The organism is Anaeromyxobacter sp. SG17 (assembly GCF_022690695.1).
Lineage (GTDB): Bacteria > Myxococcota > Myxococcia > Myxococcales > Anaeromyxobacteraceae > Anaeromyxobacter > Anaeromyxobacter soli.
Genome location: NZ_JALCYX010000013.1, coordinates 32,790 through 48,369 on the forward strand (window position 1 = coordinate 32,790; position 15,580 = coordinate 48,369).

Sequence of the window (15,580 nt, forward strand, 5' to 3'; positions counted from 1 at the left end):
GAGTGGAAAGTCTGCCCATCGTGCGGTCAGCAGGCGCGCCTCACGCCCTCCGTCGAGCGCGCCGCGCGGTGGAACGCTCGGCGGCGGACCGCTTCGCGGCGCGACCCGCTGCCGGCCTTCCCCGCCCGGACGCGCGCCGGCCAGATTCACGGTGCGTGCTGGACGTCCACGCCCGCGCCCCTTGCGCGACGCGCCCGCTCCTCGGCGATGCCCCGCGGTCGGGGCCCGCCCCGAGGGAACTCGGCGCCATCCTCGATCCCGGGGCAGGATTCGCGGCCGGAGAGACCCCCATGCCCACGCGCGCTGAGAAGATGCCTTTCGAGGAGGTCCTGAAGCGGTTCCCCTTGCCGGTGAGCGTCGTCACCGTCGGCCGGGGAGGCGCGGAGAACGCGCTCAGCGTGTCGTGGGCGTGCCCCGTCTCGTTCGACCCGCCGCACGTCCTCATCGCGGTGGACCGGCAGCACTACTCGATCGACTTCCTCGTCTCGACGAAGAACTTCGCCGTGAACATCCTCAAGGCCGACCAGCGGCGGATGGCCGGCCACTTCGCGCGGCAGAGCTTCACGGGCGAGGACAAGCTCGACGCGGTGCGCACGCACGAGGGCGTCACCGGAGCGGCGCTCTTCGACGACGCGCTCGCCTGGCTCGACTGCGAGCTCGTGCGGACGCTCGAGGTGGGCGATCACCTGCTCTGCATCGGCCGCGTCGTGGACGCGCGCGTGCTCGCCGAAGGCCCCGCCCTCCTCACCACCGATGGCGTGCAGTACGGGAAGGCGCGCCCCTGAGCCGCGCAGCCGGCGGCCCGGCTTGGTCCTCGCCGCAGCGCTCGGCGCGGGCGCGCGGAAGGCCTGGTTCCCCGCGGGCGCGGGCATCCCGGACCCGGACAGCGCCCCGCCTTCGTCGGCCGGGATTCGGGGCGGAGCGGCCGACCCGCCGAACGGCACCGTTCCCCCGTTGACCGTCTCGGGTCGCGGTGCTACGTATCCGCTCCCCGCAGTTCCCGGGGCGTAGCGCAGCCTGGTAGCGCACTTGCTTGGGGTGCAAGTGGTCGCTGGTTCAAATCCAGTCGCCCCGACTTAGAAGCCCCCGGATGCACTCGCGAAAGCGGCGCTCCGGGGGCTTCGTCTTACGGCTTGGTGCGCGCTGACAGCAAGGGAGCAGCAACCGGACCTAAAAGCCGCTGTCCGGCGTTCTCCGGGCACCACCTCCGCCAGTACGAGCACCGGCCTCTCCGAGTTGGTCAATGGTGAGATTGGGGCGCCGGCTGGGGCGCGCTCTCCGCCTCGACGCCATCCGGCGCGGGCGCAGTCGGAGCCGGCCGCGCTGCCGCGGCGGCGCGTCCGTTCGAGTGTGAGCCGTGGCCCGCGTTCATCGCCGCGTGGCCAGCGAGCATGAGGGCCGCGCAAACGGCCATTCCGATCAGCCACATCGTCGATCACTCCTTCCGCGAACGGTCGCCGGCGAGTTCACCCGACTGCTTCAGCGTGGCGATGATCTTGTCGGCCACCTGGCGCGCCACTGCTTTCAGCTCCTGCTCGGGCACGGCGTCCATCGAGAAGAGATCGCCGTACTTCCTGTGGAAGGGCAGCGCGTCGATCTCGACGACCTTCTCCTCTCCGATCAGGCCCTTCAGGGCGCGCCCGTGGCACTGCAGGAAGCAGCCGTCGATCATGACGACCTTCTCCGCGCCCTTAACCCACGACGCCATCGCGGAGTGAGGCACGAAGAAGGCCTCGCCATGGCACGCGCGTGCGAGGGTCGGCTCCGCCTTCGCGACGAGGTTGGCTGCGAGCCTCGCGATCTCCCCGCGGACGCAGGGTCCTTCGCAGGAGAGCACGGGGATCTTCTTCTCCTCGAGCTGCTGCTTCGCGTACGTCTCGCCGACCGGGCAGAAGCCCTTCACACCCTGCACGTCCAGCGAGAAGTCCGGTGTCTTGCCTTCCATCTGGTCCTCCTGCCTCGAGCGATCTCGAGGCGGATCGTGTTCGTCTCCTCCCGCAGACGAACCGCGAACCTGAAAGGATACGGGAGCCGCTCACCCAGGCGTTCGGGGAGACGAGGTCGTCGACCTTGGGCGCGCAGGTGAGAATGCCGAGCTCGACCTCCAGCGCGGCGACGCCCGGCGCCGCTGCAGCGACTGCGTAATCGCCAGCTCGCGTCCTTCTTCTCTCCCGCGGGCGCGTCGATATCGAAGCCCTGCTCCATCTGAAACGCCGGGACCTCGGCCTTCGGGATGCCCACCCGCTTCGCGGGCACTCCCGCGACGGCGTGTGCGGCGCCACGGGGTCGAGCACGACGCTGCCCGCTCCTACCATCGAGCCGTCACCGATGACGATGGGTCGATGCGCGGCGAGGCTTCGCAGCTTCGCCACGTCCACGTTCATCGCGAGCCGCGACCCAAAGTCATAGCCCATCGCGAGCCTGCGCTGCGAATGGTGTCGCGCGCTGCCATCGTTCGGAGACGGCGCCGCGTCATGAACTTCGATTCCGCCATGGGTGACGGTGATCGGATAGAGTGGGGCCGGGGAGGGTTGCCGTGTCCGGTCCCGAACAGCCGAATGCTTGTCGCGATGACGAACCGGGTGACGCGAGTCCCATAGATCGCATTCTGACCGGCCCGGGCCAGCTGCTGCTGGCTGTGACGCTCGTCGGCGCCGCAGTTGCGGCAGCTCTGTGGTTTCGAGCGACCGCGCTGGACCCGGAGACCGCTGACATGTCCCGGGCGATCTGGGCGTTCCCCCGGATCGGCGTCACGCTCGGTTTCTTCATCGCCTCAGCAGCGACCCTCGAACGGATCGGCGTACCGATCTACCGCACGGGCCGGGAAGACGGCGAAGACCGCGGTGAGCCTTGGCGTGTCTGGTTGGGCGTGCTGGGCATGTCGGGAGCATTGTTCCTGCTCGCCAGCTTGCTCCTGGGTTGGGATGGATAAGCCCTGGTCCTTGGCCCCGCCTGCGACGCAACCCGTGGCCTGGCGAGGCGCATGTCCAAGCATCGAGGTCGCGCGGTCACCGAAACGATTCCCGGGGGCATCCGGATCACCGTGGCGGTCCGGAAGAACTGGCCGATGCTTCTCTTCCTTCCCGTGTGGCTCGCTGGCTGGGCATTCGGCGAGATCACAGTGATCGGCACGCTCGCGGGAGCCCCCGAGATCTCCAACTCGCCCAGACCGATCGGGTTTCTCGTGGTCTGGCTCAGCGCCTGGACGTTTGGCGGCGCCCTCGCCATCGCCGCTTTCCTGTGGAACGCGTTCGGGCGCGAGACGCTCGAGATCAGCGGCCGGACCCTGAGGATCCGCCAGCACGCGCTCGGGATCGGTCGCACGCGTGAGTACCCTCTCGATCAGGTCCGGGCACTTCGCGTCGCGGCCGCGCCGCTCCAGCCCTTCTCGTTCGCGGGGAGCATGAGGTACTGGGGATTCGGGAACGGAGTCGTCGCGTTCGACCATGGCGGCCGCACGATCCGGATCTTCACCGTCGACGAGGACGAGGCGTCCTCGATCGTTGAATCGCTCAAGCCGCGTCTGGGGCCCGCCTGAACAGCGTCCACGCGCACCGCGCGCCCATCATCACGACCCGAACACCGGGCCCCGCCGCGGGCCGTTACCGATCTTCCTGGCACGTCTCGACAAGTATTCCCGCAGGCTCGATACACCCGGTATGCTCGTTCCTGTGGCACGCGCGAGACAGATCCTGCTGGTCGTAGGCATCTGCGTTGCCGCGATCGGAGCAATGGCGCTGCCATTTCCCCGCGCAAGTCCGAAGGCCCTCACCCAGAGCTTCTTCGAGAGAGTCGCGATGACGGGCGCGTTCACTCGGCCAGGCCTCATCCTGCTTGGCGTTGGTCTCGGCTGTCTCGCGCTTGCTGCGTTGATGCCTTCGGGTCGGCAGTAACCCCTGGCCAATGCGGTGTCCTGCCTCCCTGCCGACGCGCCAAGAGGTACGTAGAGTCGGGCGGGTGAGGGCGCCTCCGCCGCCAGTCAGCCGGGACCGAGAGGTGGACGCGCTTCGGGAGGACATCGGAGAGGCCGTGGAGCGACGGCGCCGTCTCGTGCGAGAACGCCCGCCTGCTTCGACCAGAGCCAGACCTCGGCGAGCTCCTCGTGCTCGCCGGGCGGACAGTGAACGATGCGGTAGATACCGCGCCGCACGCGGCTTTCGATAAGCGGGCAGGCTCGACCTCGGCGACTTCATGTCTTTCGAGGTCAGGGTAGACACGCGCCACCCCGACACACCGGGCCCGGCGTCGCGCAGCTGCAACGCTATGCAACGGCGTAGCGGACCAGCACCTCGGGGATCGCGACCGCGACCGCGCCATACAGCGGTCAGAGCCGCTTGAAGCCTGCTACGAGCACGGCGGCCTGCGAGTCGTCCACGCCTCCCAGCGTGAAGTCCATGGCGACGGAGTTGAGCGTCCTCACGTCGCTGCGCGGCTGCTTGGCTCGGTCAAGGACCCCGTGCATCTTCACGCCCACAGTCCGCAGCGGCATGTTTTCCTTCCGGGCAAGCGCCTGAATCAGTTCGACCCCGCAGGCCGCGACGGCGGAGAGCGAGACCTCTACGGGCGTCACCTCTTCGCCGGGCGCGCCGTTTATCACCGGGCCGTCGATGATGAAGTGGTGGTCCCGGATGCCGCACAAGACGCGGCCGAACACGTCGGTCGAGCGAGCCGTAACGTCGTACTCGCTCACCGCCTGCGCTGGAGTCGCCATGGGCAGGGGGAAAGTCTCGCCCCACTCCTGATGCACGGTTCTTCCGGGTGGCCTCCTCGGCAGGAGTGCCGAGAAGATCGCGGTGATTGCGACTTGCGAGGCGAATGGAGTGAACCCCGTCGAGTACCTCGGCGACGTGCTCATACGCGTGCAGACCCACCCGGATTCGCGGATCGACGACCTGCTGCCGCACGACTGAACGCCGCGACTCGAGCGCCTTCTTGAGCTCCGCGCGCTACGCCTTCAACTTCGCGATCAATTGCCCATCACGCTCGCGCCCGCGCTCGACCAGGCCCGCGAGGCCGCCGGCGACCGGGACGTCCGCATCGCGGGCGGATTCCGGAGCCGAACAGCACGGGCGAGAGAGGACGTGAACGCCGGCCTGATCGACGAGTTCTCGCTCGCGCAGGATCGTTGCGCCGCGTCTTCTTCGCGGGCGCACGCGCTGGCGAACGACGGTTGCATCTACAACTGAGGTTGTAGGTACCACTTCGGCGTGCCGCAAGCCGATCTCCGCGACGCCCGCGCGATCCCGATTCGCTGCCGGCCGAACGATGACTCGAGCGGAACATCTCCGCATGGTCGACCTCGGCGAGCAGGCGTGGCCGGAGGAGGCGCCGTTCCACACGCCGGTCTTCGTCGTGACGACGAGAAGCGTGACCCCTGGGAGCGGCCGGGCGGGACCACCTTCCACTTCGTCAAAGACGGCATCGGTCTTTGACAGGGACCCTGGCGATCGTGCCAGCGCCCGCACGTGCCGGCGCTACACCGCGGCGCTTCCACCAGACTCGACGGTCGTTGACCGCGCTCAACGTGCGCTCGTTCTTCCGCACCGACCGGCGCCCCAGGCGGCACCTACCGGCGCGCACGCTTCGCGATCGGCCGGCAAGGCGGAGGCGGTCTCCGCCACCGGGCGCATCGGAGGTCGCACGACGCGGGAGTGGAACGATGGACCGGAACGCCGACGCAAGCAGTCGCTGGCTCGACCAGAGCGAGATCCGAACGCAGCAGGCCCTGGGGCCGCTGGTGCTGGTGGGGGCCTACGTCATCGACGACTGGCGGCTGGTGGCGCTGCAGGGCGGGTTCCTGCTGCTGACGGCGCTGCACGACGCCCTGGGGCCCTACGCCCTCCTGTACCGATGGGTGCTGAGGCCCCTCGGTCTCGTGGCGCCCGATCTGCGCGTGGACAATCCGGAGCCCCACCGCTTCGCCGCCGCCTTCGGATTCTCGGTGCTCGCCGTCGCCGCCTTCCTGCTCGCGAAGGGGCACGCGACCGCGGGGTGGATGCTCGCCTTGACCGTGGCGATCCTCGGCGGGATCGCCTTCTTCGGCTGGTGCGCCGGCTGCTTCACGTACTACGTGCTCCATCGCCTCGGCGCGCGCGGGTTCTTCGGTCGCGCTCCGATCGGCGCGGCCTTCCCCGGTATCCGTCCGCCCCGGAGCGGAGGGCGGTGAGCATGGGGACGATCGCGGAGCGGGGCCTCCATGCCGTGGCGATCCTGCTCACGCTGGCGCTCGCGGCCGCGGCGCTGAAGCGGTGGCAGAAGCTCAGGGCGAGCCGGGCGCGTCCCCTCGCCGGGCTCGAGCCGGGGAAGGTGTCGATCGTCTACTTCCACTCCCCATCCTGCGCGGTGTGCCGGACCACCCAGAGGCCCATCCTCGAGAGGCTGCTCGCCCGCGAGGGCGGAGACCGGCTGCACCTGATCTCGATCGACGTGAGCGAGAGGGGGGAGGTCGCGCGCGCGTGGGGCGTGAGCACGGTGCCCAGCACCTACGTGATCGGCTCGAGCGGCGAGGTGGAACACGTGAACAACGGCCTCGCCAGCGAGCCGACGTTGCGGCGCCAGGTGTCCTCCCAGGACGGGCATCGGAGGTGATCTTGGCGCGGCGCGGGTGTCCCCCGGAGGCGAAGCGTTGACTGCAGTCAACGGGCGGCTGCTCGAGGGAACCGGCGGCCGGCGGGTAGGGTCGAACGTGCGCAACCGCTCGGGTCGCATCGTCACTCGTGCTCGCGGGGAGCTCGACTCGGGCACCACGGCTTCACTGGAGGCAGAAAGATCATGAAACACGACGACGAGGTGAACACGCCCGGAGGACACGCGGCGGGAATGCCCGGAGGTATGGAAGGTGCGGCCGGGATGAAGGCCATGCTCGAGGCCATGCCCGGGGGCATCAAGTCGCCGTCCGGGCATTACTGGTGCGCGATGTGCAAGAAGATGTTCGAGATGGAAGACGCCGTGTGCCCGTACATGCCCAGCATGTGCGTCAACACGCCGATCGCCATCGAGACGCTGCCGCCGGGCTCCACCGCGTTCTACGAGCGGATCGGGCTGTTCTACCCGAAGCTCGCGCAGGCCCTGCTCGCCTCCGCGGTCGCTCGCGCGGCCAGCCCGGAAGACCTCGGCATCGCGTTCGCGGACAACTTCCTCGCCGATCTCGCGGAGTGGAACGTGCAGTACCGGGCCAGCCCGCTGGAGACGATCAAGTCGTACCTCATCTACACGTCCGGATTCGACGTGGCCACCCGCAGCACCGAGACCGGTCTGACGTTCCTGCTCCTCGACGCACAGCGCCTCTGGGGACGGGAGATGCCGGACAAGAAGCGCAGCCGGAGCGCCCTGCTGGCCGGCGCCGAGCGCGTGGCGCGGGCGCTCGAGCTCGATGTCCGCATGGACCTGCACTTCATGGACGTCAGCGCGGGACCCATGGGCCGGTACTTCTGCGCGCAGTGCAACATGTTCTTCGAGTACGGGCAGCAGCAGGCGCAGGTGACCTGCCCGTTCATGTCGCAGAAGTGCAAGTTCCGGCCGAAGCCCCTGCCCGAGGCGCTCGCGTCGGGCGATCCCCGCGGCGCCACCTTCGACCTCGGGATCCTCGCCCGGATCTACGAGGTGTCCCCGAAGCTGCACCGGCGAAACTTGAAGAGCGCCATCGGTTCCCGCCCTGCGAGCGGCCGTGCGCCATTCACAGCCGCGGTCGCCGCCGAGCTTCTCGAGCGCGAGCTGCAGACCTGGAGCTTCGACGTGAACGACGCCGGCGGGCTGGCCAAGCTGCGCGAGCAGCTCGGGCTGTAGGGAACCCCCGTCCCCGCCGGCGCCGGCCGAGCCGCGGGATGCGCCACGTCAGCCTGGCGCACCCGCGGCCTTGCGGAGCGCGCCGGCGTCCAGGACCTGGAGCTTGCGCGGGCCGAGCCGGTGAAGCACCCCGGCCTCGACGAGCTTCGTGAGCGCGCGGGAGAGGCTCTCCGGCACGACCCCGATGACGGCCGCGAACTCCCGCGCGCGCACCGGCAGCTCGACCACGACGAGCGGACCCGCGTCCGGACCGTCCGGAAGCAGGGCCGCGAGCGCCGCCGCGACGCGCGGCAGCACCTCGGGGACCGACGACCGCTCGATGCGGTCGAACGCCTCCCGGACCCGGGTCGCGAGGAGCTTCACAACCGCGAGCGCGACCTGCGGGTCGCGCTCGAACGCGCTCCGCAGATCGCTCCGGGACACCACGAGACCCGTCGCTTCCTCCAGGGCCTGGGCGCCTGCGGGGTACGGCCGGCCGTCGAGGAGCGGCATGAACCCGAACACGTCTCCGGGGCCGAAGAGATAGATCGTGACCGCGCTCCCAGTCGGCAGGGCGCGGAAGATCTTCACGCGCCCGGACTCGAGCGCGACGAGCATCCCGGAGTCGTCGCCCTCGCGCCAGAGGAGGCTCCCGGCCTCGAACGTGCGGCGGTGCGCGTACGGCGCGAGCAGCGCGCAGATCTCCCGCGCGAGACGCTTGCGCTCTTCCGATGGGGCGAGGGGACGTGTGGGCATCGGGCCGGGAACTCCAGCAGGTCGGTTCTACACCCAACGCTCGCCGCAGCGCGTTCGGCGTTCGCGGTCCGGAGGCCCCGTCGCGAGCACCGGGATCGCAATCGGTATGGACCGGGGCCCCCCGACAGCGGCCCCGAGCGATCCCTTTCCGATCAGTATTCCTTCTGCCAGTTCACGCTGGCCTCGCCCGCGCGGGCGTCCCCGTAGCTGCCGTTGACGTTCCAGCGCTTCGAGAGCTGATACTCGAGGTCCACCTGGTTGGAGTTCTCCCCGCGCAAGGGGTCCGCTCCGATCCTGCCGGTGAAGCCCACGTAGAAGCGGTCGTTGACGTAGGTGCCGGCCTCGAGCTTCGTGCCTGCGACGCCGCTGTCACCCGCCTCGATGGAGAGGACGTCGAGCGGGAGCTTGCTGGAGAGCGTCGTCTTGAGCTGGGAGGCCGCGAAGGAGCCCACGAGCGAGGCGGCCTCTCCCGAGGTCGACGTCTTCCCCGTCCCCCGGTGCAGAGACGTGTGGCCCGTCGCGAGCAGCGTGTAGATCTCCGTCTCCGGAAGCGGCGGCTCCGAGGTCGGCAGCAGCTGCAGCTTGCTGGGCTCGCCTCGCACGTCGAGGTGCACCGTCACCTGCTCGATCTCGTTCTTGTAGATGGCGGAGACGTTCAGGCCCGGCGCCATCGCCGGCCCCTTGAAGGACACCTTCGAGTCGCGCTGCAGGTCGAAGCGCCGCCCGAACACCTCGAGCCGCCCCCGGATCACGTTCAGGTCCCCGAAGAGCTTCGGCTCCGAGGCGTATTCGATGCGAAAGCCGTCGGAGAATCCGAGCTCCATGTTCACGTCGTTGCCCTTGACCCACAGGTTTCTCTGAGCATTCACGAGGACGGTGAGCTGCGTCCCCGCGCGCCCCGAGCCGGTCGATCCCGTCCCTGCTTCCCGCGAGGCAACCAGCCCCGTCTCGCCGCTCGCTCCCGCTGGCGCCTTGCGCTTCGTGCCACGGACCGGCTTCCCGTTCATCGTCAAGACGACGTCCAGAGGATCGTCCAGCTTCTGCAAGTCCTTTCGTTGCACGTCGGGGAGGACCACGTGCGCCTCGGGGATGTTGAGGTTCCTGATGGTCACGTCGGTGGGGGAGACGTTGCCGTCCGCCGTGCTCCGGAGCGACAGCGTCGCGGCGACCTGCCCCTGGGTCACCACGGGGAACTTGTCCAGAGCTGCCTCGGCGTGAAGCTTGAACGCCTTGCTGCCGGTCCGCGTGGCCTGCGCCGAGAGCTTCGCGGTGCCGCCTCCGGCCGTGGCGGACAGGTCCTGTAGCTCGATGCGGTCGTTGTCTCCCCTTGCCAGCAGGTGAACCTTCGTGAACTCGCCGTTCTCTCGGGTGAAGACGAGGCCATCCTTCCACTCGAGCCGTCCATTCACCGTCGGCGCGCCCATCGTCCCGCTCACGCGGGCATCCGCGTACACGAGCCCGCCCACCTTCTCCACGGCGCCGCTCAGGTTCGAGAGGAAGGCCGGGTCGAAGTCCTTCGCCCGGAGTGTCGCGACCACCGGCGCCGTATCGAGCCGCTCCGTCCGACCCACGGCGGGGTAGGAAAGGTCCACGTGTGCGGTGGCCGCGACGTGCAGCGCGCCACCGTTCTTCGACGTCAGCGACAGGTCGAGCATCTCCTTCGCATCCGCATAGTCCAGCGCGACCACCACCTGTCCGTCGGGTCCAGTCTCGGCGCCGAGCCCATCCACACGCATCCGAAGGGTCAGCCGCGGGTCGTGGAGGGTGCCGCTCAAGCCGAGCCGCCCCGTGAGCGTGCCGCGAACTCGAGGAGGGGCCTGCGCAGGGTCCTCGTTCGCCGGCTGAGCCGCGGCTTGAACCTCGGACAAGGAGAGCGGACCGAGGTTCGCTTCCAGTGAGAGCGGCGTCCCTGCCAGGCGGCTGCTGTCCTGTAGCTGTTTCGGATCGGCGCGGACGCGCGCCCTGGCCGTGAAGATGGACTTTCGCTCCCGCTCGGCCCGGACCTCGGCCTGAAGCTCGTCTCCGAGCTGGAGACGCAAGAGGGCATCGAGCGGCGTCACGCCCCGCGTCGCGAGGCCTCGCCCGCGAATGGAGACCTCACCGCGAGGAGTCCTGGCCGAGCCGGTCACGTGCACCCGCGCGCTCAGCGTGCCATCCAGCGGGCGGTCACTCACTCCGGCCTCGGCGAGGAGCTTCAGCGGAACCTCGCGGACGTCCGCCTCGAGCCGGACCTCGGCCGCCATGAGCGCGGTTAGCGTGGGCGGCTGGCGGATCAGCTGGCCGAGCGTGAACGGCGTCGCGAGCTCGATGAAGCTCTTCTCTCCCTCCATCCCCAGGTCCACGCGCAGCCCGAGCCGGCCGTCGTCTGCGCTCTTCGCGACGACGTCGAGCTCCGAGGCCGCGAGCTGCTTCACCCGCAGCCTGCGGCCCTCGAGCGCGACCTTCAGCCTGGGGTCGTCCGCCGTCCCTCTCAGCGAGACCTCCGCCGAGACGAGCCCGGAGATCGGCTTCTCGATACCGAGCTTCCGCAGCGATTCGTCGAGGCGCAGCTCGGCCATCCGGATGTCCACGTTCACGGGGACGTGCCGCCCCTCCTGAAGCGCCTTCACGGGGACGTCGAAGGCGCCGGTCAGCCTGATCCCTTCGCCATTTGCGGCGAGCGTTCCCTTCGCCTGGTCCTTGGCGTACGACGCATCCAGGTGAAGCTCGACGTCGTGATAGCTCTTGAAGCGCCCGCCCCGAAGGTCGACCCGCGCCTTCGCCTCCGGCTTCGAGCTCGGGCCGCTCACACGCGCCTCCAGATCCAGGACCCCGCCCACCGCGAGCGCAGGGTCGACGAGGGCCTTCGGGAGCCTCCCGAGATCGAGCGAGCGGAGATCGAGTGACGCGTCGAGCTTCGTTCCGCGCTTCAGCATCCTGAACGAGATGGCCTCCTGACCGGACCTCAAGGTCAACGGCGAGACCGAGAGCAAGCCGGCGCGAGACTCGAGCCGGACCGGCGCGACGAGGGACCACTGGGCCTCCGGGTAACCCAGCGACAGCGCCGTCAACGTCCCACCGCGCCCATCCCGGGAGAGCGTGGCCTGCGCACGGAGGCTCAGCTCCGCGTAGCCGTGCACGGCCGCGTCCAGCGTGAGGTCCTGGCGACGCCCCTCCACCGCGAGGTGCACCGCCCGGAACACCTTCCCGGGCGAGAGCGCCAGCCTCCTCGCGGCGAGGCGCGTCCTCACCCCGGTCGGCGCCTTCAAGTCCGGAACGTTCAGGTCGAGCGCGAGACCGGCCACCGTGCTCTTCTGATACGCGAGAAACGGAAAGCCGCCGTGCGCCGTGATCGATGGGTGCTCGACCGAACCCCCGATCGCGAAGCCCATTGATCCGCGGCCCTTCATGGAGCGCGCTCCGGGGCCGACGAGCTTGCCCAGCGTCCGGCCGAATGCCTCGAGGTCTCTGGCCACGAGCTTTCCACCCAAGGCCAGCCGCTCCTTTCGTCCTTGCCCTCTCGCCTCGATCCGCAGTCCGGGCACGTTGACCAGCAGCTCGGAGAGCTGCAGCTCGCCATCGTTCGCCGAAGCCAGCACGCGCACCGGACCCATGGTCTCCCCTGCCATCGACGAGGGGGGCACGGTCAGCTCCAGCCGGCCGGCCATATCCTCGAGAGAGGTTCCTCCCCCCGACGCGACCAGGTTCAGCGCCACGTCGGACGAGGGACCGCCGCGGAAGAGCTCGCTCAGATCCACGTGGCGAACCGTCACCGTCGCCTCGTGGAGGGTCTTCGCCACGAGGTCGAGCGTCACGTCCGCCCGCACCGTCGCCGAGGCGGCCCTGGCGTCGAGGCGGAGAGAGAGCGCATCGCCCTTCCGAACGGCCTTCGCCGAGAGCGAGGCGTCCGCGCGGAGCGGGTAGCCCGGAGAGAAGGCGTCGGCGATCTCCGGCGGGATGACGAGCGACTCGATCTGGACGTCCGCGGTGGTCTCGCTCTCGACGTGCGCCATGGCTACGAGCCTCGCGGTCCCGAGCTCGAGCCCGAGCCGCGCGTCCTTCCGTTCACCCGCGCCCGTGGCGTGGAGGCTCAGGTGAAAGGGACCCTCGAAGGGAGCCGCGACGCCGGCCGTGATCTCCAGCTGCGCGCGGAGCGCATCTCCAACGAGCGAGGCCGAGCCGCTTGCTCCCAGGTCGTCCAGGTGGACGTGACGGGACGCATCCGGGGAGCGCTGCACGACGTCGATGACGCCGTGGACGATCCGGAGGTCCTCCACCACGAAGCCCAGGCTGCTCTTCTGGCTCTCCCCCTCGGGCTCGGGCGTCGGGTTCCGCGCCGCGATCGCCCGCTGAAGGTTGCTCCCGCGCTCATCCTGGCGGAGTTGAAGCTCCGGCCGGTCGAGGCGGACGAGCGTCACGTCGATGCGCTTGTGGACGAGCTCAGCAAGCCGGAGGCGAACCTCGAGCTCGGAGACCCGCGCGACGATCCCGCCATCCGGCTCGCGGAGCACCACCCCCTGGAGGATCAGGTGCCCGCCGCGAAGCGAGAGCTCTCGAACGGTGAGCGTGCCCTCGATGGCGGCGTTCGCCTGCTCGAGGACGATCCTTCGAAGCCGCTCTCCCCCTGCCGGCGTCGCGAGGTATGCGAGCGCGCCCAGCACGAGGACGAGCACGACGCCGACGAGCGACAGGGCCCCGATCCCCAGCCGCCACAGCCACCGGCGCCGCCGCGTGCTCCGTGGCTCGCCGCTCCTCGACGTCCCTGAGGCCAAGCTCCGCCCCTTCGCCCGAACAGAACCGTTCATTCATACGTTAGGGGCGCGGGGTCCCGGCCGGAACCGCGGCGAGCGCGTGGGGGCCAGCCCGGCCGGCGGGCGTGCGTCGCGCTAGAAGGCCTCTCCGATGGAGATGTGGATGACGCACGGGCCCTCGGGGGCTCCGGCGCTGGGTCCCCTTCCGATCCCGAAGCAGCTCGACCGCCTCGGGTAGCTGAGCGATGTACCGGGCGATTGAACCACCGCCAGCGGCGGGCCGATGTCCGGGCGGTAGCCGAGGTCCAGCCTGATCGGGCCGACGGGGGTCCGGTACCGGAGGCCACCACCGAAGGCGAGCAGCATGTCGTCGCGAAAGGCCCTGGCGCGAATGTGCTCGCGCGTGACGAAGCCCGCGTCGACGAACGCCGCCAGCACCAGGGCGCCGGTGAGACCGTAGCGAACCTCGAACGACGACTCGAACAGGCCGTTGCCGCCGATCGGTACGGTGTAGCCGGAGGTCGGGGACCCGGGCCGAGGAACGACGAACTGGGGAGAGAGCCTGCGGTTGTTGAAGCCGCGCATTCCGTTCCCGCCGGAGAAGAAGCGGGAGACGATGGGGCTCGCCGTGTCGCCCCCGCTGCTGGGGATGAGCGTCCCCACCTTCAGCCGCGCGGCGAACGTCAGCTTGTCGCGCTCGAGGAAGGACAGGTAGCCGCGGGCCTCGGGGATGATGCGGAAGTACGAGAAGCTGCCGCCCAGGATTCCGCCACCTTCCTGGAACGCCAGGGCGAGGTAGTAGCCGCGGTGGGGCTCCTGGCGGTCATCTCGCTCGTCCCACTCGACGAGCTCCTCCGCGTAGGAGAGGACGCAGTTCTCGGGGCAACCGAAGAGCAGCGTCGGTGCGCCGCCGGCCAGCTGGGCGGACCCGGACTCGAGCCGATACAGCTCGAGGTTGTAGGAGGTCGTGATGGACAGGTTGATCGTCGGCGCGTAGACCACGCCCGCCTTCGCGCGACCGCCGTAGTAGCGGTAGGCGGGCTCGATCCCCCGCTCCGCGGTGAGCTTGCCGTCGAGCTTCAGGTCGCGGAAGAAGAACCTGGGCTGCTCGAGCTCCGCGCCGAGGCTCCCCACCACGCCGCTCTGGGCGCCCGACGCGCTCGTCGCATAGAACGTCGGGATCCAGGCGTAGCCGACCACGGCGTCGAGCGTCAGCTTGCGCAGAGATCCCAGGAAGTCGCGGTCGACGTAGGTCGACTTCACGCGGGCCTCCTGGCTCGTCTGGTCCACCGCGATGCCGCCCCCGACACTGAGCGTGTGGAAGCGAGACTCCTGGGCGTCCACCTGCATCGGGACGGTGAGCGTCCCTGGGTCGGGCTCCCCGGGGCTCACCTTCACGGCCCCGAACACTCCCATCCTGAAGACGCGCGCCTCCGCGACGCTCTGCGCCTTCAAGGAGTACCAGTCGCCCGGCGTCGTGTCCGCCGCGGCCTGCTCGGTGACACGCCAGGGCGGGACACGCGAGGGCGTGTGCTCCCTCACGGACAGCGCGCCGAACCGGTATCGCGGACCGTGGTCGACGCTGACCCTGACATCGGCTGCGCGGGTGTCGAGGCCCACCTCGACCTCGCCCTGCACCGTGGCCGCGGCGTAGCCCTGCTCTCGAAGCGTGTGGAGGAGCTTCTCCTTCAGCCCCTCCCAGCGATCCACGATGAAGATCTGACCTGCCTCGAGCCCGACCTGGTCGCGCAGCAGCTTCCGGTCCTTCTCCGGGAGATCGTCGAGCCCCAGGAGGTCGACCGAGCGGATGCGCGTCGGCTCGCCCTCCTCGACCGTGGCGCGGACGTCCACCGCCTTGCGCCCGCGGGGCTTCACCTCGGTGGCGGTGACCTTCGCCTGGTAGTAGCCCTGCGCCCGATAGAACTTCTCGATGCGCCGGAGGTCCGTCTTCCACGCGCTCTCGTCGAAGTATTGCTTCTTGGAGAAGGGGACCCAGCTGTTCTCCGCGGTGAGGAGACGCTTCTTGATGTCCCCCTCCTCGAGTTTCCTCGCGCCCTCGATACGCACCGAGTGCACCTCCGGCCCCTCCCGCCTTCCCCCCGTCGCGCAGCCCATGGCCAGGACCACGGCCACCACCCGCCAGATCCGTCGTCGCTCGACCATCCACACAAGCTTTGTCGCGCACGGTCGCGCGCTCATGCCCCACTCCAGGACACCCGTTCTCGTTTCCGACTCGGATGGATTCGTTCGGCGAACCCGTGTTTTGACCGTGCAAACGCGCGCGCCGTGAGTGAAGAACGGACCTGTCCCGAAGGATCGGGACTCCGTGG

General features: G+C 69.5%; 12 protein-coding genes, 1 tRNA gene and 1 pseudogene. 9 read left to right on the plus strand and 5 right to left on the minus strand.

What is annotated here, in order from left to right; translation table 11 throughout:
• The first annotated feature begins 290 nt into the window (after window positions 1-290).
• Window positions 291-785: a flavin reductase family protein gene (locus MNY60_RS07635; RefSeq protein WP_242360305.1), complete on the plus strand. Its 495-nt coding sequence runs from the start codon at window positions 291-293 to the stop codon at window positions 783-785.
• A gap of 216 nt (window positions 786-1,001) precedes the next feature.
• Window positions 1,002-1,075, plus strand: a tRNA-Pro gene (locus MNY60_RS07640).
• A gap of 360 nt (window positions 1,076-1,435) precedes the next feature.
• Here the strand turns inward: MNY60_RS07640 and MNY60_RS07645 are convergent.
• Window positions 1,436-1,945: a putative zinc-binding protein gene (locus MNY60_RS07645; protein ID WP_242360306.1), complete on the minus strand. Its 510-nt coding sequence runs from the start codon at window positions 1,943-1,945 to the stop codon at window positions 1,436-1,438.
• A gap of 591 nt (window positions 1,946-2,536) precedes the next feature.
• Between MNY60_RS07645 and MNY60_RS07650 the strand changes: the two genes are divergently transcribed.
• Both MNY60_RS07650 and MNY60_RS07655 read left to right on the plus strand, forming a co-directional pair.
• Window positions 2,537-2,932 (plus strand): hypothetical protein, encoded by a 396-nt coding sequence (locus tag MNY60_RS07650; RefSeq protein ID WP_242360307.1) that lies wholly within the window; start codon window positions 2,537-2,539, stop codon window positions 2,930-2,932.
• Between the two features lie 51 nt (window positions 2,933-2,983).
• Window positions 2,984-3,538 (plus strand): hypothetical protein, encoded by a 555-nt coding sequence (locus tag MNY60_RS07655; protein ID WP_242360308.1) that lies wholly within the window; start codon window positions 2,984-2,986, stop codon window positions 3,536-3,538.
• Window positions 3,539-4,324: 786 nt separating this feature from the next.
• On the opposite strand, the gene MNY60_RS07660 is transcribed toward MNY60_RS07655, so the two are convergent.
• Complete coding sequence (locus MNY60_RS07660; RefSeq protein ID WP_242360309.1) at window positions 4,325-4,690, minus strand: OsmC family protein; 366 nt, start codon at window positions 4,688-4,690, stop codon at window positions 4,325-4,327.
• A gap of 100 nt (window positions 4,691-4,790) precedes the next feature.
• Here MNY60_RS07660 and MNY60_RS07665 point away from each other — a divergent pair.
• From MNY60_RS07665 to MNY60_RS07685, 5 genes and pseudogenes are all read left to right on the plus strand, one after another.
• Window positions 4,791-4,910: pseudogene (locus MNY60_RS07665) on the plus strand (transposase domain-containing protein); the annotation flags it as partial.
• Between the two features lie 60 nt (window positions 4,911-4,970).
• Window positions 4,971-5,186, plus strand: coding sequence for a hypothetical protein (locus MNY60_RS07670; RefSeq protein WP_242360310.1), 216 nt, complete (start codon window positions 4,971-4,973; stop codon window positions 5,184-5,186).
• A 473-nt stretch (window positions 5,187-5,659) separates the two neighbouring features.
• Window positions 5,660-6,166 carry a DUF4395 family protein gene (locus MNY60_RS07675; RefSeq protein WP_242360311.1) on the plus strand — a complete coding sequence of 169 codons (507 nt, stop codon included), beginning with the start codon at window positions 5,660-5,662 and terminating at the stop codon, window positions 6,164-6,166.
• A gap of 2 nt (window positions 6,167-6,168) precedes the next feature.
• Window positions 6,169-6,588 (plus strand): co-chaperone YbbN, encoded by a 420-nt coding sequence (locus MNY60_RS07680; RefSeq protein ID WP_242360312.1) that lies wholly within the window; start codon window positions 6,169-6,171, stop codon window positions 6,586-6,588.
• 183 nt (window positions 6,589-6,771) lie between these two features.
• Window positions 6,772-7,785 (plus strand): hypothetical protein, encoded by a 1,014-nt coding sequence (locus MNY60_RS07685; RefSeq protein WP_242360313.1) that lies wholly within the window; start codon window positions 6,772-6,774, stop codon window positions 7,783-7,785.
• 48 nt (window positions 7,786-7,833) lie between these two features.
• Here the strand turns inward: MNY60_RS07685 and MNY60_RS07690 are convergent, their stop codons facing one another.
• The 3 genes from MNY60_RS07690 to MNY60_RS07700 all read right to left on the minus strand — a co-directional run bounded on the left by MNY60_RS07690 (window position 7,834) and on the right by MNY60_RS07700 (window position 15,413).
• On the minus strand, window positions 7,834-8,520 hold the full coding sequence (locus MNY60_RS07690; protein ID WP_242360314.1) for a Crp/Fnr family transcriptional regulator: 687 nt from the start codon (window positions 8,518-8,520) through the stop codon (window positions 7,834-7,836).
• Between the two features lie 152 nt (window positions 8,521-8,672).
• Complete coding sequence (locus tag MNY60_RS07695) at window positions 8,673-13,271, minus strand: translocation/assembly module TamB domain-containing protein (RefSeq protein WP_242360315.1); 4,599 nt, start codon at window positions 13,269-13,271, stop codon at window positions 8,673-8,675.
• Window positions 13,272-13,385: 114 nt separating this feature from the next.
• Entirely contained in the window at window positions 13,386-15,413 is a 2,028-nt protein-coding gene (locus tag MNY60_RS07700; RefSeq protein WP_242336694.1) for an autotransporter assembly complex family protein, read from the minus strand.
• Window positions 15,414-15,580 lie beyond the last annotated feature (167 nt).